The organism is Cyclobacterium sp. SYSU L10401, assembly GCF_010993705.1.
Lineage (GTDB): Bacteria > Bacteroidota > Bacteroidia > Cytophagales > Cyclobacteriaceae > Cyclobacterium.
In genome coordinates this window covers 261,297-285,320 of record NZ_WOFO01000003.1, presented here as the reverse complement: position 1 = coordinate 285,320, position 24,024 = coordinate 261,297, and the positions used below count along the sequence as shown (strand labels likewise).

Genomic DNA, 24,024 nt, shown 5'->3' with positions numbered 1-24,024 from the left:
CATTCCTTTTAAATGGCATTTCCTTCATTGAGGTAAAAAGGATAGACCAGGTTTGACCTGGAATTGGTTCCCCTTACCATATAAGTCAATTTAATCAGTATTTTCCCTGCTACCGTTTCCGCTTCTTTTATCTCAATTTTTTCCACTTCAATCCTGGGTTCATGATACAATATGGCTGTACGAATCAGTTCGGACACATAGGTAATGGTGGTTCGGTTAAGGGGACTGAATAGCAATTCATCCAGCTGGCAGCCATATTTGGGCTGCATCACCCGCTCACCAAGCCGGGTAGACAGTAAAATCCAAAGGCTTTCCTGAATATCTGCGACCCCTGAACTCATTTCCACCGATTGTGACTTATCGTCGAAAGCAGGAGGAAAACTCCAACCTCTACCTAAAAACTCCATTTCGTCATCCATATGAGATCAATTTATTTTATCCAATCAAAACTGTGGGTAAACCAGCTACGATAGACCCGCCATGGGAGGTGCTGTCTCCCATTCGTGCTGCCGGCATTCCACCAATGAATACCGTAGAGGAGCCGGCCACTATGGTATCGGGTGGTCCGGAACAGGTGGCCATATCCCCCACCCTGGCAGCGGGCATTCCTCCGATCAATACCGTGGCCTCTCCGGGGGGCATTACAGGCCCTCCCACATGAGGTACCCCTCCGGGGTTGACCATGGGACAAATATGCATATCTGTAATTCTAGCTGCCGGCATTCCCATATCGCATCAATTTATTTGTATCAAAGATCCTTTAACCGTGGTAGTAGCACTGCTGGAAATGGTGGCTCCCGCAGATCCCTCAGCTGTAAATTCTGCCTGGGCTTTGGTTTTTACATTGGTCCCTTCCAAACTCAGGTCACCACTGCATTTCAGGCTCAGGTCTCCTGCACTTTCTATTGCAATACCATTGGCGTTAAGAATAACCGAATTGCCATGATCATCAGTCATCTCCACCTGGTCAGCATCTTCATCCAGGACAAACTTTTTTCCATTTGGGGTTTCAATAGAAACGGTCTTGGTTTCATCATCAATCATGATCTTTATCCCTTCCCGCGAAGTATAGCCTTTTTGATGGTTATCGTCTGCCATGTCTATTGGAGAGGGGTTTTTACTGCTGTGCAGGGATCCCAATACCACAGCTTGGTTGGGATCCTCATTGATGAATCCAACAATTACTTCATCCCCGATTTCAGGTCGGAACACCATGCCTCTTTCATTTCCAGCATCCAGACAAGCCAACCGGCACCAAACCCCCTGTTCTTCCCCGTTGATAATCGGGAGGGTCACCATAATCCTGTCTTCACCTTCGGGATCATCCTGAAGTTGGGACACTTTACCCACTTGAAGCCCTTTTACGGCCCCGAACAGGCCGGAGGCAGGTTGGGCATGAATGGGATATTTTTCAGCAAACCATTCAGGGTCCAATCCAAATTGAACATCCACCGTCCAGTTTCCTTCCGCCAGCTGATGCCTGACACCCGAAATAAAAGCCGTTCCGGAGAACCTATCCCCCACACCTCTGAGATCGATTAATTTACCCGGAAGCGCCTGTGGTATGCCCTGAAATTTAACCCTACCTCTGATTTTTGCCAATTGCTGCATCAACCATTTTGAATCCGCCCAGTCCTGAAGGCTTACTTCAGCCATCCGGCCTCCATTCCTCAATTCTATCGGACCCAATCCCAGCCTATCTGCCAGGCTTGAAGGAGAAAGATTGCCGTTAAGGCTTATTCCAGGATCATTTGCTTCTATTCTTTCCATCACCTGATCTGCAGCATTCCAGCCCATAGAAGCCACACTTTCCACCTGATTTCTCGCATCCATTTCGGCATCAAATTCCAAAATATTGGCACCGAAGGTAACCGTCTCTATACTTTCCTGCCCCAAATCAGGTTTGGCCACAAGCACCTTTCCCCCCTCAACTGTTACTACCTTTCCATTGGCCTGTGCCCGCGTTACGAGAAAATCCCAGTCTGTACATTGGTATTGAACCAGTTCGGGATGCGAATAATGGGTAGTCTCTATATCGGCTTCCAATCCGTTTCGGGAAATCAGTTGTTCCATCAGGTCGCTATCTTTTTGTTCATAGAAATACCCCGAATTTCGGTTAGCATTCATCTTGTAGGCCTTGTCCTTGCACTCCATGACCAGTTCCTGCCTGCCGTCCCTGACTCTTAATTTATGGTTAACGATGATTCCTTTAAAAATGAGTGTATTATCCGAATGGTATCCGGCCAGTAATTCTATCTCATTTCCCGGTATAAAGGTATTAGTATTGCTCAAGGGAAAATCTCCAAGTGAAACATCGCCATCTACAATGCTGATATTCGCATAGGGAATCCTGTTAGTTTCCTTTTGGACCATTAAGCTTTGTACATGAATCGTATCCGGCAAAGTTTCCCCATCAACAATCAATTCAAAAGTGACCAAATCTGAGCTTCTTCCGGTTTGTATGACATCATTATTGGGCATTGGCTTGATTTTGAATGGGTGGAAAATAGAGTACCTGCCCGGGTTTAAGGCTTCTGAAATTGATCAGCTTATTGACTCGGGCTACTTCCAGGTAATATTTTGGATCTCCGTATATCCTTTGCGACATCAGAGATAGATTTTCACCTGCCTTTACAATCCGGAAATGGGTCAGGTCCGGCGAACTGTTGTTTTCTTTGGCCGCCCTGAGATTGTCTTCAACAAAACCCTTGAATTTGGCTTTCGCCAAAGCGCGCAAGGGAGTGCCATCCGGTCGGAAAAGCTTAAACTCCAATGTCATCTCTGTCAGGCATCCTTTGAAAAGCAAACTTCCCCAGGAGATCATGACATAATTGGGTTTGTGCTGCTCACCATTATAATCCAGAATTACTTTTTTAAAGTGTTCTATGTCATCAATGACACCATCCTCGGTGCGTTCCTTTCCAGGGACGATCCCCGTTCGGTCAAAAAGAAATTCAAGGTCGAGCTCTTCAGGAAGCTTTTTGTTAAAACGGGTAGGCGCAGCACTCGTACCTGGAGCCTGATCCTCATTTTGATCTATTTTATATTGATAGATGTATTTTTCCGGATTCAATAAGGTAGTAAATTCCCCGTCAGCCACCTTTTCGCTGAACTCCGGGTCACTGTAAGCGACCAGTTTCAATTTTTCCAATTTACCCTCGCTCATTTACCTTTCATTTTGAAGCCTTAAAATTTCCATCACCTGCTCCACACATAGGGCTACTAATTCTTCCTTTCCGGTTACATTCCCTTTTTTCTTCTTTCCCGGCTCGCCGACATGGATTTTTATGTGCAATTCTTTTATCTCTACAGGCATTATTCAATTGTTTTAAAATATTGGTAGGAAAATTCGAGGGTTTCTATGACCAGTTTGCTTTCCTGTGCATTAAAATCATCTACCGACCATTTTACAGGAAAAGCATGTACAACATTCCAGGTAATCAAGGGCTCATGCTCCTCGTTCAGCAATTGTACGGTAAGGTCTTTGGGTGAAAATTCGAAATTCTCCAGCGCATCCCTGCACCAATTGATCAATTCCGAACCCACCATCAAACCCCTTTTCAGCACCAAATTGGCATATTTGGTTTTTACAGGAAACTTGTGCTTGAACCTGTTTTCGCCACCCTCTGCATATTCCTCTGTGTCCATGTCCACCGTCAATCCTGAAACTGACTGAAAATGGGTATCATTTTCCTCTCCGTCCAGACCGGAAAAGCTGACAGAAAAATGAAAGCCTACCGGAGGATAATCATAGGCCATATTTAGTCATTTTGAATGCTGAGCCCTTCATGAACCAATTCCATACTCTCTATGGCCACTTCATTGCCATCTGCTTTCAGGTCTGTTGATTGGATCTTTGTTGGCCAGGCATTTTTCACCTTCCAGACCACCACAGGTTCATGTTCTTCATTCAACAAGGAAATGGTTATATCTCTTCTTTCGATCTGATTGAGCTGAACCGAATTCCACCAATCATAAAATTCATTGTCGCTGGCAAAAGTCCCCCTTTTCAGGGTAATGTTGCTGAACTTCTGCATGCCTGGCATTTTGGTCTTGCTGTACTCCGGACTGGCACCATGCCTGTATTCGATGACTTCTGTCTCTACATCCAGACCGGAAACTTCTGTAAATCCGATATTGGTTCCAGCCCACTCTACTTGAAAGTGAAATTTAGATAAGGGGTAACTCATGGTTTGTTACATTTAAAAGGTTCATTGTATACATCAGGATTCCTGCATTTTATGAGAAAATTTCAGGATGATAAATTCTGCTGGTCTTACTACCGCCATACCGATCTCTACATTCATTCTACCTTCCAATATGTCCATGGCAGTCATGGTTTGCCCCAGCCCTATCCTAACATAAAAGGCATGCTCCGGTTTGGCACCTGCCAGGGCGCCGGCACGCCATTGCTGAATGAGAAAATTTTCAATCATAGCCCTTACTTTTACCCATGTATTGGCATCATTGGCTTCAAATACAAATTGTTCTGTTGCTTTTTTCACGGATTCTTCCACCATATTAAAAAAGCGCCTGACCGAGACATAACGCCATTCATTGTCGTTCCCGGCCAGTGTTCTCGCGCCCCAAACCAAGGTGCCTTTACCCGTAAAGGATCGGATGGCATTGATGGACTTGCCAGCGGTAGTGTCCACATTCAACCTGTCCTGCATGTCATTGGTGATTTTTACCGTTGGCTTGACCACATATTTCAGGGATACATTGGCGGGCGCTTTCCATACCCCGTTGTTGGCATCCACGCGGGCATATACTCCGGCGATAAGCGGAGAAGGAGGCAATATTACCCTGAGCCGGTTGATTTCATTTTTAATTTTATTATAGGTGCTGCTGTCGATTTCCTCCACCTCACTAAGTGTCAGGTCATGTAAAGCCCCTTCGGATTCCATATCCAGCTCTTCAATATCCAGCAGGGCATCCAAAATAGGGGGATCGATCAAATCAAGGATCCCCTGTAGCAGGGTATTTATATCTGTTCCTGTAACGCTGGTATTGGCATCAGCAGATGCCTGTTTTACGGCCGTTCCATCCACGTCTTGGTTTAGGATATCCAGATGGCCCTGTAGCCCTGAAATAAAAGTAGGCAGGGCTGCTCCCTCTTCCAATTCATCATTCAGGGCATTGGCTGCCTCCGTGGCAACCGTAGCCAGGCTTTCATCTGTTGGCTGAGCCAATGCCGCCACATTATTCGTGTCTTCTACGACTTCCGCCATCAGGCTGGAAAATTCATTCAAAGCTCCTAAAATGTCCTGTAGGGGGTCAATGACGTTTGCCTTATTGGTTACCGCATCTTCATTTGAATCCGTCTGAATGGTTGCGTTGGCGTCGGTAAAAGCAGTAAGTTCTCCCGGTAAATCTGTCATGATACTCTCCGCCTCCTCTAAAATATCATCCACTTCTTCCAAAATGTCTGAAACAGGAGAGGCATCGGTAATCAGGTGGGTGATTTCGGTCTGATCCGGATCGTAACTGTAGTTGAGAATGGTCTCCACATAAGGATAATAAACGGCGCCATATTTTTTTTCTTCCAGATCAGAGGCAATTAATTCGCGGACACCTGTATCCAAAGAAATCTCCGTTTCCATGATATTCGTATAGGTATCAATGATGGTAAACCTATCCCTCATTTTCCGGCAAAGGGAAAGCGCATTGTTATAGACAGCATAAAACTGACTTGGTTCGGGCAGGGAAATGGCATCCGGAAACAAGATCAACGTTGGTTCATCCTCTTTTTCCAGTTCTTGTAAACCAGTATTTAATGCTGCCATGTCTACCGGAGAAGAAGGATCAGCATCATCATAAACGCCCACTGAAATGATATAACAAGGACCACCTCCATTTGCAAAATAGGCCTGCATGGAATAAAACATCAAAAAGGGTGATTTATCCTCCGGATCAGGTGCCTCTACCAAAATGGATTTTTCGCCTTCCGATTCAGAAATCTGAACTTTTATGCCGGATTCGGGATCTGGTCCTCCAAAGAAAGTTTCATAATCCAAAAGTGAAACAATCCGCTTGGGCTGATTCAAAAGGGTTTCGGTCGTATCTGCCTCCTTCTCCCTTGCTTTTTCCGTATAGCCAATAAAGGCTGGAATTGCGGTCTCTACCTGTGCTACGGACGGTGGAAATTTGGAAATCTCCTCAATATAGACGCCTGGTGTTTTGTAATTTGCTGCCATGATTCATCCTGTTAAATATTTATTTCTGAATAGTAATTGATTCCATCTGATTGTATGTGTTTTACTCCTGGATTGGGGAACCGTAAATGGCTGATTGTTCCAGGGTCACCATCAAAATCTGTATCTATCGAAAGCTGCACAAATCCATTTTTGGTCAGAGGCTTGGCTTGGTTGGTTTCAGCTCCTGTATCACTGGATGCCTGGTAGTATCTCCAATAGGTACTCCTGTTGGAGAAATGGATTTTAAAGACCGTGGGATTTATTTTCAGGGTATGGTTGACATTGAGCACATTAAGGTTGCCTGACTCTCCCTGCATCCTGATCAGGATCAAACCTGCCGTGTCATTTCCTGCTTCTTTTATGCCATAGGTATCCAGCAACAGGTCAAAACTCTCCTCGGTAATGATGAAACTATCAGAGAAATATTCTTCAGTAGATTCCAGGGAAATGGGATGAAAATCTATGCCATCCAATGCCGGGGGCTGAAAATTGCTAAAAAACATTTTTTCTCCGGACAGGAAATTCATATCGGTATAGTTTTCGAAATAAGGGTCACGGTAGCTCATCAGGAAAGCCAGGGTCAGTTCCTGTTCCAACGGGATGAAGCTATCTTGTGAATTTACCTCCAGGCCCCTTACCATCACCCGCAGACTTTTGCCGGTATTTTTACTCAAAAGTTGAAATCGCCGAAAATGTTTTCGGGTTTCAACTGTTGGCCTGACATTAAGAAATTGTTGCCAGTCGTATCGGTCCAACATTTTTTCCTGATTGTCCAAGCTCATGTCCAGGTAAGGTTCCTCCCCATTGTTGAGATGATACCCGTGCAGGATATCTATGGAAAAAAGGGTGGTATAATGTATATTAGACATGATCAGGATTGGTTTTTCAAATTTGAATGCACCGTTTGAATCAAAGGTCCTGCTGCCTGGTCCAGGTCCCTTTCCAGTGGCAGGAGATTTAACTGATACAAGACGGAGGGCAACTGTTTTCCTCCCAAGGTGCCCCAAATAAAATTCAATTCTTCGAAAGTGGGGGTATACAACTCCATCGTAAAACGAAAATCCCCCACTTGTTGCATGGTATCAAGATCCCTGTCAAATACTGTGTTTGCCTGCGTAAAAAGCTTCTTTCCCTGAAAAAAAGAAATGATGGCTGATAAATCCTTCAGCGATTTTCCATAGACATTTCTATTGGCTGAAAACAGTAAAAAAAGGTGCAGGTGAATCACCCGGTTCCGGTATTGCACCTGATCATTTCTAATATGATGGTTGGGCTGGTTCTTCATGGTTCCTTCTTCATGCAGGTTTACCAGGGTAAGGACTACCCTGTCCCGCATCTCCTCAGCAGCATCTGAAGTGCCTTCCGCCAAAGCAATGTTGTCTATCACCAACTGGGAATCTTCCAACCCAATTTCCTGGAAATAGGCATTCACCTGCTCACTTAAAATTTGAAAAACTTCAAAAACCATTTTTCAATTCAATCGGGACTTAATGAAACTACCTTTTGTTTAAATGTTGGCCCTTATCAAGATAGGAAAAAACAAAAGGATACAGAAGAAAAGATCGTATTTAAGTGTGATTAGCAATCATGCACAAAGAAAATCACCCTAAACCGAATCCAAATACCTGCCATTGAAGGCAGGTCAAAATGAATAAACTGTCATACTCAAATTTCAAATAAATAAATTTAAAATCCTAACATGAATTTAAATTTATCGAATGGAAAAAACAGTATTTACTTTTTAAAAAACCTCATTGACGCATCCAGCTTATTTAATTTAAATTTAAACTTGGATTTTTGATTCTCTAAATCGGTTGAGCTCATTTATAAATGAATAATCTTTAATGTTGCAGGGTGTTTGGTGGCAACAGTTGCTCCACAACCACAGGCCGCCATTTAAACCGAATTTTCTCTGTTTAACTTTCTATGGCAATTCAGATCTATCCTGTTATATTTTATAGCTTGATAAAGCTCCTCTTTAATTTGCTCCCCAAAAAAAATATCATTAAATTAAGATTTAACAGCTTAAAGACGAGTAATATTTCTCTTTAAAATACCATTTAAAAAGGAATGATTATGGCAAAGCTACCAAAGGTTCACCTGATCTTTTCTACCGATGCCTCTCAGGAATTGGCCAGGCTTTTGGAAATCCTGCAATATTTTAAACGTGAAAACAGGATTCAGGAATTTTCAACCCTGGAATTCCTTTCTACAAGCACCTCCATTCCAAAAATACCAACAGCCGGTGACCTGATCGTGATTTTACTAAGCAATGGGTTAAAAAGCAAAACAGCCGAATTGGAAAGGTTTCTGGATGATCTGAATCCAAAAAAGGCAGGAATAAAACTAGCCGTTCTAAAGGTGGATGATGTTTCATTGGATAATCATTACCTGACTTTTCCTCTGGACCTATCTTCTCTCAATAAACATCCCCAACCTGATGTGGCCTGGGACCAGATCCGAAAGGGCCTTGGCGAACTTCTTGCTTTTTCATCCACAGAAAATACAAGCGCAAATAAAAGCCTGACAGGACCCTTATTGTATTTTTTTATCGGCCTACTGCTTCTGATTGGTGGATACCTGGTATACGATCATTATTTTAATGAATCACCACCTGATGGGGACCTGCCCCCTATTATTATCGAAATGATTCCATATTATGCTGCCGTATTTACCTTTTTATGAGACGGATGAGCCACTTTAAAGTATAAATGAAATCCTGGTTAAAGACCATTGTTGCTATGAAAAGTTTTAAAAAGGTACACCTTACTATGACCGATGATGCTGGTTTTCATGCTGATATTATCAACAAATTGATTGAAAATTTACAAGCTGAAAATCGGATTGAAGGGTATGAACAGCGTACAAGTGCTGAAAACATTGACAAGATGAGAGATGGGGATGTATATTTGATTGTGGTGACGGAGGAAATATCTTCTCAACTACCGGTAATACAGAACAAACTAAAGTATCTGAAACATAAAAACCCCGGGCTGCAGGCCTTAGCGATCCTTGTTGACGGGCCAAAAGGTGAACAGGGAGATTTCGTGTTTTTTCCGGAAGACAGGATTCCTCTTAGAGAAAGGGCAGATTGGGAGCAGGCCTGGAAAAAAATTGAACATTCACTAAAGGAACTTTTCCCGAAAAAGAATGGCAATCATTCTTCCTCATCAACTGTAAAACCAGCCCAGATTATCATTCCTTTACTTGTCCTGATAGTGGCAGGAATTATATTCTATCTTACCCAAAATGGGGATAAGGATTTCAATGAAGGGGTTAATGCCTTATTTTGGGATGAAGCCAATTGGGACGAAAGCCAATGGCAATAATTACCATATCACCAAAAATCCACATACCATGAAGTATTTTATAATTACTAAGCTTTGTATCCTGTTAGTTTCTGCGGAATTATTGGCACAAGTGCCATTTGAATTTGAATCCGGCGAACCGGCCAGGGCCAGGGAAATCAATGCCAATTTTAGCGCACTAGCCAAAAAACTGGATCATTTTATCCAACCCGAATTCAAAAACCATTTTAGGGGCCAGGTAGGTATCGGGACAGCATCCCCAAATGCCAGGCTATCTCTGGGAGATGACCTGGGCAATACCAAATTGGCACTATTTGATAAATCTTCGGATAATATGTATGGAATGGGCGTGACAGCTGGGAGGTTTAGGCTCCATGTCAACAATCCAAAAGCAAGGTTTTCATTTCTGGACAAGGTCAACGGTAATGAAATATTTACCGTACAGGGTGTCGGTCGCGTGGGGATTAAAGTGTCAAACCCGGGGTTTAACCTGCATGTCAATGGCACAGCCGGAAAGCCGGGTGGAGGTACCTGGGCCACTGCCTCTGATGCCAGGCTCAAGGATATCCAACATGAATATACCAGAGGTTTGAGTGCCATCAAAGGATTGAATCCGGTGTATTATCGGTACAAAGCATCAAACACCCTGGACTTGCCTACTGAAAAAACCCATATAGGTCTCGTAGCTCAGGAGGTACAAAAAGTAATTCCGGAAGCAGTAGGAGAATACGAGCAAGGTTACCTTTCCTTAAGCAGTGATCCTGTCATTTTTGCCCTGCTAAATGCAGTAAAGGAATTGGACGAAGACAACGATCGCTTGAAGGAGGAAATTCAGGCCATGCGGGAGGAATTGGAAATGATAAAATCGGCCCTTGCAGATTCTAATGAAGATGGACCTGAACCTGGATTAAAGTAAGCTCAGGCATTTTCCTATAATATTCAGCCCTTAGCTATTTGCTGTAGAATCTTATAGGTAATCAAATAGGTAGGCCTTACTCCTTCCATACCCAAAGCACCGGAAGCAAGGGTACTGCCTGTTTCCAATGGATTGTCCGAAGCATAATAGGCATACATGACTTTGACACTTTTGCGGATGCTGTTTCGGATTTTACTGGCTGATTGAATGGCTTTCTGATAGTGGGCTCCTTCCATTTCCAGCCCTATGGCTTTCCAGGAAGACTCCATAAAATAGCCCAGCACTTCCTTGTTCTGCAGGGAGGTGCCCAGAACGGTAATCATGGGACCCTCATACACATCCAAACCAAAGCCTTCAAAATCCACTGCATCCAATTCATTCTTAAATGGGTAATTGTCTGCCGTGCCTTCAAATACATGGGAATTGGGTATCATGATGTCACCCTTTTTCCCTTCCAAAATCCCCGCCTTACCCATAATGGCAGTAGAAATAATGTTTAACGGGACCTTTTGCTGACCTACTTCATAGGGCTTTAAAAGTTCGTCAAAGCATTCGTAGGCTTGTTCCCCGAAGGCGTAATCCATCACCACCAGAACGGGTCTTTTCTTATCCGACTTCTCCAGTACTAAACCGGGCAACAGGGTTGCCGACTTCATTTTTCCGGTATCGATTACCTGCACACCTATATTTGTGCCGGAAGTGTCGGCAACCGGAATCAGCCCATGCTTCCCGGCATAATCCAATATTTCCTTTCCTTTATTGTACTTAGCATTGACACTGATTTTCATGGCCATGTCTTCAATGGCCTCATAACTGTCCAATCCCAAAACCTGATGTCCATAAATGGTGTTTACCACACTGTGTAAGTTGGCACTAATGACATGAATGGGTCGCTCCAGTAGGTTTTCCTCATCCAAAACCTTTTTTATGGCATTAGCCCAGGCTTCACCATATACATGATGTCCTACCCTTTCCCTTAAAGTGGCAGAAAAGGAAATTTCCCGGTCATTGCCTTCCAGAGCTTCTTCCATGGAAAGCCTACCCATATGGAAAATAATGGAAAACAAGCTGTTGCTGTTATGGGAACTTTCGAACTTTTGCACTGCAGCTATGCACTCCTCAAAAGTTCTTCCGGTAAGATGGGTCAAATAGGAGCACGCCGCCTCTTTATTGAATTCCTCCCCGCTATTTTCCTTATCTACTATTTCCTTCAATTTTTTCCAGTTGAGGTTGATCCGGCCTTTGGGGTCCGTACTGTTCCTGCGAATTTTTTCAGATTCGATAAAAAGAAAGGTAAGGTGGGTCAGGATATCGTAAATGTCACTTTTCCCCCGGGTCATTTCTACGTACATTTGTTCTTCGTCCACCCGGTAGCAATTTCTCTTTCTTTTGGATGGCACCAAAACCGGGAAGCCAGAGTCCTCATAGCCCTCTTTGCTGATCAATCGGATATAACGACACTCTTCGATCCCCTGAGGTAGCCGTTCCATGACGTAAAGCAAGCCCTCGAGCTCCAGCTTTTCAGGGTCATTGACCAGCCCGTATATTTCCGGACTAAGGGTCAATAGGGCCTGAACCAAAGACTCACCGGAAACCCCGGTTGGTTTGTAGTTCCCACGCATAAACAAATGCCGCATGGTGATATACAATCGTTCTATGGCAGACCTGGACTCCTGTGCTTTGGTTCGTTTCATGGTTTTTGCGGGATAAAAATTTGACAAATCTACAAAATAATATTTTGCAGATTAAAGAGAGCCACGAAAAAGGCATGAGGGAAATCCCTATTTCAATTTTTCTATGAAATGCTTTTTAAACTTCTCTACTTTTGGGCGAACCACAAACTGACAATAGGGTTGATTTCCGTTCAACTCAAAATAGTTGGTGTGGTAATCCTCCGCCGGGTAAAAGTTGGAGAAAGGCGTGATTTCCGTCACGATGGGGCGGTCAAAAACCTTGTCTGTTTCAAGGGATGCTTTCATTTTTATTGCTTCTTCTCTTTGTACCGGGGAATGGTAGAAAATAGCTGACCTGTATTGAGGGCCCACATCCGCTCCCTGACGGTTCAAGGTAGTAGGGTCATGGCTGTACCAAAATACTTCCAGCAAGTCAGAAAAACTGATTTGTTCAGGGTCAAAAATCAAGTGCACCACCTCTGCATGTCCGGTTGTGCCTGTAACCACATCCTTATAAGAAGGCTTTTCAACATGGCCTCCGGAGAATCCTGATTGAACGGTATCGACTCCCCTTAACTTTTGAAAAACAGCCTCTGTACACCAGAAACAGCCTGTTCCAAATGTTGCTACCGCTTTATTATTGGGTACTTGAAGGGGAGTTTTCGGTAAATCCTGCATGAGTTGAATAAGTATTTATTTTATAATAAGCGTAACAGGCTCTTCGGTCAAAAAGTTTGGATCCACCGGTATCCCACCCTGCCGGATCTCCAAGAATCCCTGTTGAAATAACCAGCATACAGCTTCCATCTCCTCTTCCATAAAATGCTCCCAATCATTGGGGTATAGCCAGCGAACCACCTCTGCGGGAGCAAAAGCGCTGCCCTCCTTCCTTTTGGCCATTTCCATGGTGGCCAGAACCAATATATCTGTCTGTAAATCAGGCATATCAAAAGAGCTTCATTTGACCATTTCCTCTAAATTGACTCAGGTCAAAAGCAGGCATAGGACCATTTGACTTTATATGTTTATTTACTGCTATCTTGAAAAGGCCTGCAATGGTTTGTGACAACAGTCCCTCCCCCTTCATTCTTCTTCCCCAGACGGAATCATTTGCCTGACCTCCATGTAGCTGCTCTATTTGGTGCATCACCTTGTCTTTTCTATCGGGAAAATGTCTATCCAGCCAATCTATAAATAAATCCCTGACCTGACCATTCAGGCGTACTACTGTATACCCCGCTTTCTTGGCTCCGGCATCTCCGGCTGCCTGGATGATTTGAGTCACATCTTCACTATTGATGCCTGGAATAATGGGTGCAACCATGATGCCACAAGGTATATTTTCTGCTGAAAATTTTCGTATCAACTTTAATTTGAGATGTGCTGTAGCCGTACGAGGCTCCAGCAGCAGCTTCAGGCTTGGATCCAAATGGTTGATGGAAAAATAAACATGCACCAGGTGATGCAGGGCAAGTTCCCTGAGCAAGGCGATATCCCGTTCTATTAATCCATTTTTTGTAATGATGCTGACCGGATGTCGGTATGCCAGACACAATTCCAGGATCTGGGCGGTCAGTTTAAATCTTCTTTCTGCTGGTTGATAACAATCGGTATTCCCTGAAAGCATAAAGGGATGGGGCGCATAGCCACTTCTCTCAAATTCAAGTTTCAGTTGCCTGACGATGTCTTTTTTTACCAATATTTTACTTTCAAAACCCAAACCGGCGTCAATACCCCAATATTGGTGGCTGTTTCGGGCATAACAGTAGATGCAGCCGTGTTCGCAGCCCTGGTAAGCATTGACGCTGTATTTCAATGCCAGGTCCGGGCTGTCATTGGAACTCAGAGCACTTTTGCTTTTTACAGGGATATATTGTGTCGAAGGATTTTCTTCATATTCGGGGATATCTATCCCTTCTATATGTTCAAATACTGACCTGGCCTTTTCGAATCGATTAGCTGGCTGCAGGCCAGTTCCCCTACCCTTAAAATCTGCTCCCTTCATAGGAAGCAATTTATTAAAAAATACAGGAATATTAGCCCTCAGGAATTACATATAATAATAAATGCCGGAGGGAAGTTTTTAAGGGTAAAAGCGGTTTTGATATTGCTGAAATAAGAAGCAAACTGAAACCTCAACAGGTAGGAGTAACAGATCTGTATAAAAAACCCACTGGGTTTAAGCATCACACTGCTTTTTTCATAAATCGCAGTTCTGGATTCTTTTGGGATAAGGCTGAAAGGCAAAGAGGACAAAAACAAATCAACCAGGTCTCCATTCAAATGTCTGTCCATGTTTTCTGCCGAATCACATATGATTTTTACATTTTCCGATCCGTACTGCCGATCCAGGTTATGGCAAAAATGTTCACTAATTTCAAATACATACAATACGGCATCTTTATCCATACGGTCAATGATCCCTTTGGTAATGCTACCATCTCCACCTCCAAGTTCCACAATTACCTTTGCGCCCTTGAAATCTGCAAAAGACAACATTTTATTTACCAAGGACCTGGAACTGAAGGTTACCGCACCGGTAGTTTTAATATTTACAAACAACTCTTTAAAAAGCGAACTTTTATTCATTTGATAGCAGGATTAATCTTTTTTCGATATTCAAAACGAAACTGACCGTATTTGATCATGTATTATAAATTTCAAAGTTACTAAAATCAAAGTCATAAAATCACTTTTATCACAAAAAAGGGGAAATTCCCTATGGAAAAAAGTTACAGCGCAAGGCCTACCATTCCTGTATTGATTTCTGACATTTAAAAAATAAATTTACTTTTTCCATTCTTTATCCTTTATTTTGGTTTTTGATTGGATAGAAAAATTCCAGAAATGAGAGCCTTCAACCTATTAATTTTATTTTCTTTTCTTTGTTTGTGGTCATTGTTCCCGTTTTTTTTGTTTGGCCAAAGTGACAGAAACGGAGACAGAAGGGTAACAGCAACCTATTACCTATCCAACACCACCCTGATTCCATCCCCCGGTAAAATATTAACCGGTCAAAATCTTTTATTTGAGGATGGGGTAATCAAGGCTGTAGGTAAAAACATCACCATTCCGGCAGAAGCACAGGAAATCAAAGGAGATTCACTATTTGTGTATGCGGGTTTTATCGATATGGCGAATAAAACCGGGATGGTAGAGCCTCCCATCCCGGAAAAGCCGGAACATTTTGATCCCTCCCAACCCATACCCGAAATTGCGGGAATACATCCCCATTTTTCAGCTCTAGACCATTTCCAGGAAAACAACCCCCACGACAAAGAGTGGAGGAAATTAGGTTTTACCCTGGCGCAAAAGCTACCCAAAGGTAAGGGAATGCTTCCAGGAAGTGCTGCATTGGTCATGTACGGGCATGAAAGCAGAAACAATATCCTCTCAGATAATCAATCCTTGTATTTTAAATTCAGTACTGTGGGTGGAGTCTATCCCAATACTGATCTGGGGGTTATGGCAAAATGGAGAGACCTTATTCAAAATGCCAGACTTCATGAAATGCATGGTCAAATGTATAGCAGCCAAAAAGACCTCCGGCGTCTTGAGAAAGATCCTGTATTGGAAGCACTAATACCGGTCCTCAATAAAGAAACACCTCTACTCATTGAAAGCACAGGGGAGTTGGATATCAGAAGGGCTTTAAAAATGCAGGAACAGGATAAATTCAACCTGATCATCACCGGAATCAATGAAGGAGAATCGCTGATCCCCCTACTGAAAGAAAAGCAAGTGGGTATGGTACTTACCCTGGATTTACCCGAAGATAAATTTTCTGATGTTGCTGAGGATAAAAAAGGGGCTGATTTTCAACATAGAACAGAACGGGCTAAAAAGGCATATCTCGAAAAACTTTCCTTACCGGGCAAATTTGAACAGGCAGGTGTTCCTTTTGGGTTTACCACCAAACACCTGAACAGGACCGACTTTCTGAAAAACATCAGACTGATGATTGACAATGGTTTATCAGAAGAGGGTGCACTGGCTGCATTGACTGTACATCCAGCTGAAATATTAAAAATATCAGCTATTGCCGGCACCCTTTCTGAAGGCAAAATGGCCAATATGGTACTGATGTCAGACACGCTCTTCTCTGAAAAAGCCAAGGTAATCATGGTAATCAGTGACGGATATCTTTTTGATTATTCTGAAAAGTCAAATAAGATCAAAAAGGGAGACATGGTATGGGAATATGAAGCAGAAACACAAGGAGGTAAATCAAAAGGAAAGTGGAATCTTACACGCAAGGATAAAGTATGGACAGGGACCGTCTCCTATGATGATCCACAGGGTGGTGGAATCAAAACCTCAACTATCAAAAATGCAGCCATTACAGAAGCATCGCTCGCCTTTTCTTTTACTGTAGAAGTAGGAGAAAACACATTGGAGGTAAAGGTTTCAGGAGATGTGACCGGTGAAAGTTTTTCAGGGAACATGGAAATCAAAGGATATGGCAATTACCCTGTAAAGGCAAAGAAACTGGAAAAACCGGAGATAAAATAATGCAAACAAAAATACTTCTTTTAGGATTATGGATGATCTGCTGCAGTAAAGTGGTGTGCCAGGCTCAGAATGCCAGCAAAGGTGATATTTTCATTAAAAACGCCCAGGTGCTGACGATTACCAATGGACTTTTGGAAAATACAGATGTCCTGGTGCAAGACGGCATCATCCGCCAAATTGGCTCGGGGCTAAGGGCTCCCGATGGCATACCTTCCATTGATGCAACCGGTAAATATTTGATGCCGGGTATCATCGACGCCCATTCTCACCTGGCGCTTGAAGTCATCAACGAGGCGAGTAGTCCGATTACTGCGGAAGTTAAAATGGAAGATGTAATTGATCCTTTTGATGTAAGTATTTACCGGGCGCTGGCAGGAGGCACTACCATTTCCCATGCCATGCACGGGTCGGCCAATGCCATAGGCGGCCAGAATATCACCTTAAAGCATCGATACGGTACCCGTGATCCGGATCAACTAATCATGAAAGAAGCACCAAGGACCATCAAATTTGCCCTTGGAGAAAATCCTACCCGGGTTCATGGTAGGGGAAAAAACCTGCAACCACGATCCAGAATGGGAGTAGAAGCTGTTATCAGAAATGGCTTTGAAGAGGCCTTGCAATATAAAAAGGTATGGGATGATTGGAACGCTTCCGGAAATGACAGCAAAAAGCAGCAAATCCCCCCTGTTTACAGTTCCAGGCTGGAAACCCTGGTAGCCATTTTGGAAGGAGAAATCATTATCCATTGCCATTCCTACCGGGCAGATGAAATTTATATGTTGATTCAGGTTTGCCAGGAGTATGGCATTGACAAGATTGTATTTTCCCATGTCAATGAAGGTTTCAAAGTTGCCCCTGAATTGGCCAAATACACCATGGGGGCATCGGTTTTTGCTGATTGGTGGGCTTACAAATTTGAGGTTTACTATTCGACGGCTTACAATGCGGCCATCCTAACCAAAAATGGGGTAGTCACTTCAATCAATTCAGATTCCGATGAACTGATCCGGCATTTGTACCATGAGGCAGCCAAGACCCAGCGGTACGGAGGTCTCACAGATGATGAAGCCCTGGCCTTGATTACCATCAACCCGGCCAAACAACTGGGCATAGCCGAACAGGTGGGGTCCATAGAAGTAGGCAAGCAGGCAGATCTGGTACTCTTTGATAAGCATCCCCTCTCCATTTATGCCATACCCCAAATGACCTGGGTAGATGGTGTCAAATATTTTGACAGGGAAAATGATGCTGCTGATCAGCGATTAAAAGTAGACCCGGAAGAAACACTGGAACCCATTTTTCTTCATACAGAGCACCACAACTGTATGCGGGATGTGGATTTCTATTTTACAGGATTTGGCAGAAATCTTTTCGGCCACCGTCACTAAGCAATCATTCTAATGACCGATGATGAAAAAAATTATATTTTCTTTCCTTCTTATCCTTTTCCTTTTCAAACCTGAGTTGTATGCTCAGATTGACGGAGAGGTGGTCAAACCCTATAAGGCAGAATTTTTATTGCAAAATGCCAGGGTCTATACCATCACCCAAGGGGTTTTGGAGAATACTGACCTGCTCATCAAGGACGGGAAAATAACGGCCATAGGCCAAAACTTAGCCCCTCAAAATTACACCCTTGTGGATTGTAGTGGTAAATCTGTGTACCCCGGTTTTATTGACAGTGGCACCAGTCTTGGTCTGGTGGAGGTCAACTCTCTTGCTGAAACACAGGATTATATGGAATTGGGAAAACTAACCCCCCAGATGCAGGCCCTCTCTGCAGTCAACCCTAACGCTGTAGCCATTCCTGTCACCAGAGTTAGTGGAGTGACTACCGTGTTGACCCAACCCAGGGGAGGGTATTTTCCCGGAACTGCGTCCCTGATCCAACTTAATGGGTACACCCCAGACCAAATGGATGCTGGTTTTAAGGCTGTGGTGATGAATTTTCCCTCTGCTGCCAAATCGGGAGAATATGACAACAGGTCAGAAGAAACCATTCGAAAAGAAGCGGATAAAAAATTGGAAGAAATTAATGATATCTGGGAAAAAGCGGCAAGCTATCTTTCCATAAAGGAAAAAGGTGGCCAGCTTAAATATTATCCGGAGATGGAGCAACTTTCCAGGGTTTTGGCCGGGGAGTTACCCCTGTTTGTTGAAGTCAACGCCGCCAAAGACATTCTGGCTGCCCTGGAATGGGTAGAAGAAAAAAGCCTGGATGTAGTCTTTACAGGTGTAGCTGAAGGATGGAAGGTGGCAGATAAATTGGCCGAATCCAAAATACCAGTCATCACAGGACCGGTGCTGACCCTGCCCAGCAGGGCCTCTGATAAGTACGACGTTTCCTATACCAATGCGGCTGTTCTTCACAAAGCCGGAGTTAAACTGGCATTGAGAACGCAGGACTCTGAAAATGTGCGAAACCTGCCCTTCCATGCCGGTTTTGCCGCCGCCTATGGCATGGGTGTAGAAGAGGCACTCAAATCCATTACCATTAATGCTGCCGAAATTTTCAGGGTAGACGAAAAGCTCGGCTCCCTGGAAGTAGGTAAAAACGCCACCTTATTTATAGCAGATGGAGATCCCTTCGAGCCTAAAACCCAGGTGAGTCAGGTATTTATCGATGGATACCGGATACCCATGACCAATAGACATATCCGGCTCTATCAGGAATTTCTGGACAGGGAAATGAAACCTGCAAATTAAGCTAATTTCTTCCTAGACCAGATTTATTTTATACATTTGGTTCAAATTTCTATTCCATTTTATGAAACGATCATTCTTTTGCAGTATACTGGTTTTATTTTTAACTATTTCCTGTAAAAATGACCGGGAAGAAAATCATGCGCTGGAAGTACTGGAGCAGGTGCAGAATACCTTTGCTCCTGATAAAAGAGTAGCGCTTTTCGATGTTAGCCTGGAAGATGGTATTTTGACCGGAGAGACCAATCTGGAAGAAGCCCATCGGGTTTTATTGGAGAAATTGAAAGCCGCGGATATTTCATTTACCGATAGCATCCAACTATTACCGGCTCCTGAATTGGGAGACACTAACCTGGCCTTGGTGACCAATTCCGTCGCCAATATTCGCAGCGAGCCCAGACATGCCTCAGAACTGGCCACTCAGGCCCTTATGGGTACACCTTTAAAAGTTTTGAAAAGCTCTGGAAGCTGGTACCTGGTCCAGACACCCGATGGCTATCTGTCCTGGGTAGATGCTGCAGCTATTGTCAGGATGAATCAGAGTTCCCTGGACCAATGGATGGAAAAAGAAAAGGTAGTCATTACCGAAATGATCGCCAACATATATACCGACGAAACCTTACATGAAATCGTCAGTGACGTCACTGCTGGAAACGTATTGGAGTTAACCGGAATCTCCCAATTGGGTTACCAGGTTGCATTACCGGATAGCCGAAAAGGTTTCATTCCCATTGAAAATGCGGTTCCCTATGAACAATGGAAAAGTACCCGCAATACGGAGGATAATGCTCTTATACAGACAGCAAAACTAATGATGGGCTCCCCCTATCTTTGGGGTGGGACCTCTCCGAAAGGAATGGATTGCAGTGGCTTTACCAAAACCATTTATTTCCTCAATGGCATGGTTATCCCCCGGGATGCTTCCCAGCAAATAAATGAAGGTGAATTAGTGGATACGGACAAGAACTGGGAAAACCTGGAAGTAGGTGATTTGCTGTTTTTTGGCGTTCCGGCCACTGCAGAAAATAAAGAAAGGGTGGTACATGTCGGCATGTGGATTGGCGACAATCAATTTATTCATTCCAGAGGTAGGGTAAGGATCAGCAGTTTTGATCCCAACGACGAAAATTTTGACGAATATGAATTGAACCGTTACCTCAGGACCAAAAGAATTCGCAACAAACCCTCCGAGCACATTCTTTCAGTTGATCAAATCCTTCAATAAACCACTACATCCATGAAAAAGTATATCTTTGTTTGTTTCTTTTTGTTGCTGACCAGTTTTGTTTTTTGTCAAAACGAATTGGATGGTTTTACTGCGGAAGAAGTTGTAAAGCAGCATGAACTGGAAAACTTGTTTATGGAAACTGTTGATTTTTCCAGTTTTAAAAAGCACCTGCAAACCATCACCGAACATCCACACATCACAGGAACTCCGGCAAATGAAGCGGTAGGAGACTATATGATCTCGGTGATGGAAGAAGCAGGCTGGGCAACTCAGCGGTATCCATTTGATGTATACCTCCCCAATGATCCCGGTAGTTCTTTGGTAGAAATCGTTACTCCCAAACGGCTACCGCTAAACCAGATGGAATACATTCTGGAAGAAGATAAGTTTACCGGCCATCCCGAACTGAAAAAAGGCTGGAATGCCTTCTCCGGTTCCGGTGATGTGATCGGAGAAGTGGTCTATGCCAACCACGGAACCAAAGAGGATTTTGAAAAATTAGCTGAACTGGGAATTGACCTTTCCGGAAAGATCGTCATTGCCCGATACGGAGGGAATTTCAGGGGCTATAAGGCAAAATTTGCTGAAGCCTCAGGAGCTGCAGGATTGCTTATTTTTACTGATCCTGCCAATAGTGGTTATTCCAAAGGCCTGGTGTTTCCGGAAGGCCCCTATTATAACGAAAGTGCCATACAGCGGGGCTCCCTGTTGACAGAAAGCTTTACCGGAGATCCATTGACTCCATTTGAACCTGCCCTGCCGCTGGATGGTGAAACCAGTGTAGAAAGACTGGACCCGAAAGAGACCCAACTACATGGCATTCCGGTCACTCCCATCCCCTATGCCTCTGCAAAGGAAATCCTCGGCCAAATGCAGGGAGACCCAGTACCCGCATCATGGCAGGGAGGATTACCATTTACTTACCGTTTGGAAGGCGGGCCAAAGCTTACGGTGCGGGTAAAGGTAGACCAGCCCATAGATTTCGTTCGAATCAATAACGTGGTAGGCACCCTAAAAGGTAGTACCTATCCGGATGAATGGGTCATACTCGGGTGCCATTATGATGCCTGGGGATTTGGGGCCACAGACCCCAATAGTGGTACATCCATGCTGCTGACACTAAGCCAGGCCCTGGGGAAACTTGCGCAGGAAGGTAACCAACCCAAACGCTCCATCCTTATCGCCCACTGGGATGGCGAAGAGCACGGGGTGATAGGGTCTACCGAATGGGTGGAGCAACTGAAGCATGAGTTGGGTGCGAAAGCCATTGCTTATTTGAATTTTGATGCCGGCGTTTCAGGTAAAAATATTGGTGGGGCGGCGGCTCCAAGTCTGAAGAAGACCATGATGGAAGCGGCCAAGAAAGTACGCTATCCCTATGCTGATAAGACCGTGTTTGAGTTTTGGTCTGGTGATAAGCCCTTGCCTTCCATAGGTAATTTGGGCGGCGGTTCTGATCATATCGCCTTTTACATGCACCTGGGAATCCCCTCTCTTAGCGGAGGTGCCGGCGGACCTACCCTTTATCATACCAATTACGATGATTTTTATTTTTACGAAAATTTTGCAGACCCTGAATTCCAGATGGGAGGTACCATTGCCCAATGGGCCGGCATCATGTCTCTGAGACTGGCCAATGCAAGTATTATCCCCTATCAGGTGCCCCGATATGCCGAAGATCTGGCAGGTCACCTGGCCAATGCCACTATCCGGATTCAGGAATATGATGATGATTTTCAGGGGTTTACTTCTACCCTAGAAGCCCTGGAAAAGCTGGAAGCGACTGGGAATAAAATGGAAAAGCTTGTCAATCAGTCCCTGGCAAACAACTCCTTAAGCCCCGAGCAGGTATCCCGAATAAACCAAGCCCTGCTCAGCCTGGAAAAAAGTTTTCTAATAGAAGAAGGAATGCCTTTTGGTAGCTGGTACAAGTCCCTTTATGCCTCTACCGATCCTTTTAGCGGTTATGCCTCCTGGATTCTTCCGGGTATCCAATACGAAATATCCACTAAATCAACGGCTAATCTGGAACAATGGGATCAAAAATATGAAGCAGCTATTCAGCGGCTCATTGGTATCATTGAGGATATTGGTAGCGGCCTTTCAGAGGGGTAGTGAAGGGTTTGCCTGAATGAGCGTATTTGAATGTCAATGGGGAATTTTTTTCCACTTACCCGGTTTTGAATAAACGGACAAGGAAATGGCAGGTATTTTAGTAGGCCCGGTAATTTAAAAATGGATACGCAGAACGTTTAAAATATTTCTGATATACCTTTAGTCCGAGGCTCCGGCCGGAGAAGTTTTTCCCGGAGTCCTGCTACCTTTATACAATTCAAATACCAGTAAGCGACAATCTATGGTCCCATTGTAAAATGGGATCCTTCGTTTTGGTTTCAATCCGATTTTCTTCCCCAAATTCAGATTTCCTGTGAACACCAATCCCGTATAACCGGGACAGCGCTGCTTCATAAAGTCGCCGATTTCTCTGTACGTATCCTCCAGGTTTTCTTCCTCACCCAGTCTTTCACCATATTCGGGATTTAAAAACAAGGTGCCTTTATTGGTTTCCGGTATGCTGGCATCCCTGAAGTCACAGGTTTCAAATTGAATCAAGTCTTCCACTCCGGCAGCCCGGGCGTTGGCCTTGCTGGCCTTGATTGCCCGCTCGCTAATATCAGACGCCACAAATACCAGATCGGGTTCATCCGTGATCTTGGCTTCCAGCTTCTTTTTCAAATCATAAAAAACACCCGCATCATAGCCCTTGATATACATCATCGCATAATCATCCCTGAATAAGCCGGGAAACCGATTAGTAGCCATCATAACCGCTTCAATGATCACTGTCCCTGCCCCACACATGGGGTTGATAAAGGGACTTTTCCTATCCCAGCCTGAAGCAATCAGTGTTGCTGCCGCCAGGGATTCCATCATGGGAGCACTGCCTGGAATCTTACGGTAACCATGCTTGATCAATGTATCGCCACTGGTGTTGATATACAGACTGGCTTCCTCTCCTTTCCAGAAAAACTGAAATACGGCTTCATTCAATACAGATCCGGAATCGGGTCTGACACCAAATATTTCCCTGAAGCGGTCTGCAATGGCATCTTTAATCTTGACGTTAACAAACAGGGGATTGTCAACAGATTCATGCCGGACATTGCTGATAACAGAAAAATATCCATCGGGATCGATGTATTCCTCCCAGGGCAGGTCCTTGACTACCGGATAAAGGTTTGAAATGTGGTCCAGTGGAAAGGATTGTATTTCGTACAAAACGTGACTGGCCGTCCGCAGGTGCATGTTCAAAAAGAGGCAATCATTGAGACTGCCTTTCAATTCCACATGGGTTCGGAATACCCCTTCAGGCTGAAATCCAAGTTCCAGTAATTCTGATTCCAAAAAAGGGGCATTTCTGTCATAACAGGTAATCACCAATCTCCCTGTCTGGGTAAAATCTATCATGGCGCAAATATACCCC

General features: G+C 44.0%; 24 protein-coding genes. 8 read left to right on the top strand and 16 right to left on the bottom strand.

Features of this window, described 5'->3' with window-relative positions:
- Window positions 1-8 precede the first annotated feature (8 nt).
- From GL182_RS09115 to GL182_RS09070, 10 genes are read right to left on the bottom strand one after another with little or no spacing between them, the layout of a single operon-like run.
- The gene (locus tag GL182_RS09115; protein ID WP_163379352.1) at window positions 9-419 is read right to left on the bottom strand and encodes a GPW/gp25 family protein; all 411 of its coding nucleotides are present in this window, start codon (window positions 417-419) and stop codon (window positions 9-11) included.
- A 16-nt stretch (window positions 420-435) separates the two neighbouring features.
- A complete protein-coding gene (locus GL182_RS09110) occupies window positions 436-729 on the bottom strand; it encodes a PAAR domain-containing protein (protein ID WP_163379351.1) in 294 nt (97 codons plus the stop codon).
- Between the two features lie 6 nt (window positions 730-735).
- Window positions 736-2,481 (bottom strand): type VI secretion system tip protein VgrG, encoded by a 1,746-nt coding sequence (gene vgrG, locus GL182_RS09105; RefSeq protein ID WP_163379350.1) that lies wholly within the window; start codon window positions 2,479-2,481, stop codon window positions 736-738.
- Window positions 2,471-3,166 carry a CIS tube protein gene (locus tag GL182_RS09100; RefSeq protein ID WP_163379349.1) on the bottom strand — a complete coding sequence of 232 codons (696 nt, stop codon included), beginning with the start codon at window positions 3,164-3,166 and terminating at the stop codon, window positions 2,471-2,473. Before GL182_RS09100 ends, vgrG begins: the two co-directional genes overlap by 11 nt.
- On the bottom strand, window positions 3,167-3,316 hold the full coding sequence (locus GL182_RS09095; RefSeq protein ID WP_163379348.1) for a DUF5908 family protein: 150 nt from the start codon (window positions 3,314-3,316) through the stop codon (window positions 3,167-3,169). It lies immediately after the preceding gene.
- Window positions 3,316-3,759 (bottom strand): phage tail protein, encoded by a 444-nt coding sequence (locus tag GL182_RS09090; protein ID WP_163379347.1) that lies wholly within the window; start codon window positions 3,757-3,759, stop codon window positions 3,316-3,318. Before GL182_RS09090 ends, GL182_RS09095 begins: the two co-directional genes overlap by 1 nt.
- 2 nt (window positions 3,760-3,761) lie before the next feature.
- Entirely contained in the window at window positions 3,762-4,190 is a 429-nt protein-coding gene (locus tag GL182_RS09085; RefSeq protein WP_163379346.1) for a phage tail protein, read from the bottom strand.
- 33 nt (window positions 4,191-4,223) lie between these two features.
- The gene (locus GL182_RS09080) at window positions 4,224-6,197 is read right to left on the bottom strand and encodes a phage tail sheath family protein (protein ID WP_163379345.1); all 1,974 of its coding nucleotides are present in this window, start codon (window positions 6,195-6,197) and stop codon (window positions 4,224-4,226) included.
- 11 nt (window positions 6,198-6,208) lie between these two features.
- Window positions 6,209-7,066: a hypothetical protein gene (locus tag GL182_RS09075; protein WP_163379344.1), complete on the bottom strand. Its 858-nt coding sequence runs from the start codon at window positions 7,064-7,066 to the stop codon at window positions 6,209-6,211.
- Between the two features lie 2 nt (window positions 7,067-7,068).
- A complete protein-coding gene (locus tag GL182_RS09070) occupies window positions 7,069-7,665 on the bottom strand; it encodes a DUF4255 domain-containing protein (RefSeq protein ID WP_163379343.1) in 597 nt (198 codons plus the stop codon).
- Between the two features lie 608 nt (window positions 7,666-8,273).
- Between GL182_RS09070 and GL182_RS09065 the strand changes: the two genes are divergently transcribed.
- The 3 genes from GL182_RS09065 to GL182_RS09055 are packed head-to-tail and all read left to right on the top strand — an operon-like array spanning window position 8,274 to window position 10,421.
- On the top strand, window positions 8,274-8,882 hold the full coding sequence (locus tag GL182_RS09065; RefSeq protein ID WP_163379342.1) for a hypothetical protein: 609 nt from the start codon (window positions 8,274-8,276) through the stop codon (window positions 8,880-8,882).
- A 56-nt stretch (window positions 8,883-8,938) separates the two neighbouring features.
- Complete coding sequence (locus GL182_RS09060) at window positions 8,939-9,526, top strand: hypothetical protein (protein WP_163379341.1); 588 nt, start codon at window positions 8,939-8,941, stop codon at window positions 9,524-9,526.
- A 28-nt stretch (window positions 9,527-9,554) separates the two neighbouring features.
- On the top strand, window positions 9,555-10,421 hold the full coding sequence (locus GL182_RS09055) for a tail fiber domain-containing protein (protein WP_163379340.1): 867 nt from the start codon (window positions 9,555-9,557) through the stop codon (window positions 10,419-10,421).
- Between the two features lie 23 nt (window positions 10,422-10,444).
- Here GL182_RS09055 and GL182_RS09050 read toward each other — a convergent pair whose 3' ends face one another.
- From GL182_RS09050 to GL182_RS09030, 5 genes are all read right to left on the bottom strand, one after another.
- The gene (locus GL182_RS09050) at window positions 10,445-12,115 is read right to left on the bottom strand and encodes a DUF6909 family protein (protein ID WP_163379339.1); all 1,671 of its coding nucleotides are present in this window, start codon (window positions 12,113-12,115) and stop codon (window positions 10,445-10,447) included.
- A gap of 87 nt (window positions 12,116-12,202) precedes the next feature.
- Entirely contained in the window at window positions 12,203-12,772 is a 570-nt protein-coding gene (msrA, locus tag GL182_RS09045; RefSeq protein ID WP_163379338.1) for a peptide-methionine (S)-S-oxide reductase MsrA, read from the bottom strand.
- 15 nt (window positions 12,773-12,787) lie between these two features.
- Window positions 12,788-13,039 (bottom strand): DUF3253 domain-containing protein, encoded by a 252-nt coding sequence (locus GL182_RS09040; protein WP_163379337.1) that lies wholly within the window; start codon window positions 13,037-13,039, stop codon window positions 12,788-12,790.
- Window position 13,040: 1 nt separating this feature from the next.
- On the bottom strand, window positions 13,041-14,099 hold the full coding sequence (locus GL182_RS09035; RefSeq protein WP_163379336.1) for a PA0069 family radical SAM protein: 1,059 nt from the start codon (window positions 14,097-14,099) through the stop codon (window positions 13,041-13,043).
- 38 nt (window positions 14,100-14,137) lie between these two features.
- Window positions 14,138-14,683 (bottom strand): class I SAM-dependent methyltransferase, encoded by a 546-nt coding sequence (locus GL182_RS09030; protein WP_163379335.1) that lies wholly within the window; start codon window positions 14,681-14,683, stop codon window positions 14,138-14,140.
- A gap of 258 nt (window positions 14,684-14,941) precedes the next feature.
- On the opposite strand from GL182_RS09030, the gene GL182_RS09025 reads away from it, so the two are divergent.
- From GL182_RS09025 to GL182_RS09005, 5 genes are all read left to right on the top strand, one after another.
- Window positions 14,942-16,606 (top strand): amidohydrolase family protein, encoded by a 1,665-nt coding sequence (locus GL182_RS09025; protein WP_163379334.1) that lies wholly within the window; start codon window positions 14,942-14,944, stop codon window positions 16,604-16,606.
- A gap of 32 nt (window positions 16,607-16,638) precedes the next feature.
- Window positions 16,639-17,997 (top strand): amidohydrolase family protein, encoded by a 1,359-nt coding sequence (locus GL182_RS09020; RefSeq protein ID WP_163379688.1) that lies wholly within the window; start codon window positions 16,639-16,641, stop codon window positions 17,995-17,997.
- A gap of 22 nt (window positions 17,998-18,019) precedes the next feature.
- Window positions 18,020-19,315: an amidohydrolase family protein gene (locus GL182_RS09015; protein WP_163379687.1), complete on the top strand. Its 1,296-nt coding sequence runs from the start codon at window positions 18,020-18,022 to the stop codon at window positions 19,313-19,315.
- Between the two features lie 61 nt (window positions 19,316-19,376).
- A complete protein-coding gene (locus GL182_RS09010; protein WP_163379333.1) occupies window positions 19,377-20,537 on the top strand; it encodes a C40 family peptidase in 1,161 nt (386 codons plus the stop codon).
- Between the two features lie 12 nt (window positions 20,538-20,549).
- Window positions 20,550-22,655, top strand: coding sequence for a M28 family peptidase (locus GL182_RS09005; protein WP_163379332.1), 2,106 nt, complete (start codon window positions 20,550-20,552; stop codon window positions 22,653-22,655).
- A gap of 159 nt (window positions 22,656-22,814) precedes the next feature.
- On the opposite strand, the gene GL182_RS09000 is transcribed toward GL182_RS09005, so the two are convergent.
- Window positions 22,815-24,008 (bottom strand): class I SAM-dependent RNA methyltransferase, encoded by a 1,194-nt coding sequence (locus GL182_RS09000; protein WP_163379331.1) that lies wholly within the window; start codon window positions 24,006-24,008, stop codon window positions 22,815-22,817.
- Window positions 24,009-24,024: the final 16 nt, after the last annotated feature.

Excerpts from the sequence above, each read along its gene's own strand:
- GL182_RS09115 (WP_163379352.1), bottom strand. The coding sequence starts at position 419 with ATGGATGACGAAATGGAGTTTTTAGGTAGAGGTTGGAGTTTTCCTCCT.
- GL182_RS09110 (WP_163379351.1), bottom strand. The coding sequence starts at position 729 with ATGGGAATGCCGGCAGCTAGAATTACAGATATGCATATTTGTCCCATG.
- vgrG (WP_163379350.1), bottom strand. The coding sequence starts at position 2,481 with ATGCCCAATAATGATGTCATACAAACCGGAAGAAGCTCAGATTTGGTC.
- GL182_RS09100 (WP_163379349.1), bottom strand. The coding sequence starts at position 3,166 with ATGAGCGAGGGTAAATTGGAAAAATTGAAACTGGTCGCTTACAGTGAC.
- GL182_RS09095 (WP_163379348.1), bottom strand. The coding sequence starts at position 3,316 with ATGCCTGTAGAGATAAAAGAATTGCACATAAAAATCCATGTCGGCGAG.
- GL182_RS09090 (WP_163379347.1), bottom strand. The coding sequence starts at position 3,759 with ATGGCCTATGATTATCCTCCGGTAGGCTTTCATTTTTCTGTCAGCTTT.
- GL182_RS09085 (WP_163379346.1), bottom strand. The coding sequence starts at position 4,190 with ATGAGTTACCCCTTATCTAAATTTCACTTTCAAGTAGAGTGGGCTGGA.
- GL182_RS09080 (WP_163379345.1), bottom strand. The coding sequence starts at position 6,197 with ATGGCAGCAAATTACAAAACACCAGGCGTCTATATTGAGGAGATTTCC.
- GL182_RS09075 (WP_163379344.1), bottom strand. The coding sequence starts at position 7,066 with ATGTCTAATATACATTATACCACCCTTTTTTCCATAGATATCCTGCAC.
- GL182_RS09070 (WP_163379343.1), bottom strand. The coding sequence starts at position 7,665 with ATGGTTTTTGAAGTTTTTCAAATTTTAAGTGAGCAGGTGAATGCCTAT.
- GL182_RS09065 (WP_163379342.1), top strand. The coding sequence starts at position 8,274 with ATGGCAAAGCTACCAAAGGTTCACCTGATCTTTTCTACCGATGCCTCT.
- GL182_RS09060 (WP_163379341.1), top strand. The coding sequence starts at position 8,939 with ATGAAAAGTTTTAAAAAGGTACACCTTACTATGACCGATGATGCTGGT.
- GL182_RS09055 (WP_163379340.1), top strand. The coding sequence starts at position 9,555 with ATGAAGTATTTTATAATTACTAAGCTTTGTATCCTGTTAGTTTCTGCG.
- GL182_RS09050 (WP_163379339.1), bottom strand. The coding sequence starts at position 12,115 with ATGAAACGAACCAAAGCACAGGAGTCCAGGTCTGCCATAGAACGATTG.
- msrA (WP_163379338.1), bottom strand. The coding sequence starts at position 12,772 with ATGCAGGATTTACCGAAAACTCCCCTTCAAGTACCCAATAATAAAGCG.
- GL182_RS09040 (WP_163379337.1), bottom strand. The coding sequence starts at position 13,039 with ATGCCTGATTTACAGACAGATATATTGGTTCTGGCCACCATGGAAATG.
- GL182_RS09035 (WP_163379336.1), bottom strand. The coding sequence starts at position 14,099 with ATGAAGGGAGCAGATTTTAAGGGTAGGGGAACTGGCCTGCAGCCAGCT.
- GL182_RS09030 (WP_163379335.1), bottom strand. The coding sequence starts at position 14,683 with ATGAATAAAAGTTCGCTTTTTAAAGAGTTGTTTGTAAATATTAAAACT.
- GL182_RS09025 (WP_163379334.1), top strand. The coding sequence starts at position 14,942 with ATGAGAGCCTTCAACCTATTAATTTTATTTTCTTTTCTTTGTTTGTGG.
- GL182_RS09020 (WP_163379688.1), top strand. The coding sequence starts at position 16,639 with ATGATCTGCTGCAGTAAAGTGGTGTGCCAGGCTCAGAATGCCAGCAAA.
- GL182_RS09015 (WP_163379687.1), top strand. The coding sequence starts at position 18,020 with ATGAAAAAAATTATATTTTCTTTCCTTCTTATCCTTTTCCTTTTCAAA.
- GL182_RS09010 (WP_163379333.1), top strand. The coding sequence starts at position 19,377 with ATGAAACGATCATTCTTTTGCAGTATACTGGTTTTATTTTTAACTATT.
- GL182_RS09005 (WP_163379332.1), top strand. The coding sequence starts at position 20,550 with ATGAAAAAGTATATCTTTGTTTGTTTCTTTTTGTTGCTGACCAGTTTT.
- GL182_RS09000 (WP_163379331.1), bottom strand. The coding sequence starts at position 24,008 with ATGATAGATTTTACCCAGACAGGGAGATTGGTGATTACCTGTTATGAC.